The organism is Desertibacillus haloalkaliphilus (assembly GCF_019039105.1).
In the GTDB taxonomy this organism is placed as follows: Bacteria; Bacillota; Bacilli; order Bacillales; family KJ1-10-99; genus Desertibacillus; species Desertibacillus haloalkaliphilus.
The window spans coordinates 1-346 of the sequence record NZ_JAHPIV010000504.1; the positions used below are offsets into that span (position 1 = coordinate 1).

Here is a 346-nt window from a genome sequence, read left to right on the forward strand (position 1 = left end):
ATTCATAAACACTGCTGTAAGTATAGCACTTAGAAAAAATGAAAGAGCAGCAATCCACTTATACTCTTTAGGCATATTTAAGTGTTTGCATTTCCTCCTTATAAAAAGTGTTAAGTAAGTTATGACTAGATATATTCCAAAAATTATCGTTAAACTTAATAACTCATTGCCTGGAAAACATGAAGCAATACCATTCATAATAATTTCCCCCTTTTATTATTTAAGAACTTCAGTTTGTTTTTATCCTTTCTATCTTCTCTTAAAATAAAGTAATATATCAGTTATGATTAGGATGTTAAAAGTCCAATAAATTTTCAATTGAGATGTCAATTTTATATATTAGTAT

1 protein-coding gene is annotated in these 346 nt (G+C 26.3%); it reads right to left on the bottom strand.

What is annotated here, in order from left to right; all coding sequences use genetic code 11:
- On the bottom strand, nt 1-198 hold a 198-nt coding region (locus KH400_RS23015; RefSeq protein WP_217228605.1), incomplete at its 3' end, for a hypothetical protein.
- Between the last annotated feature and the right edge of the window lie 148 nt (nt 199-346).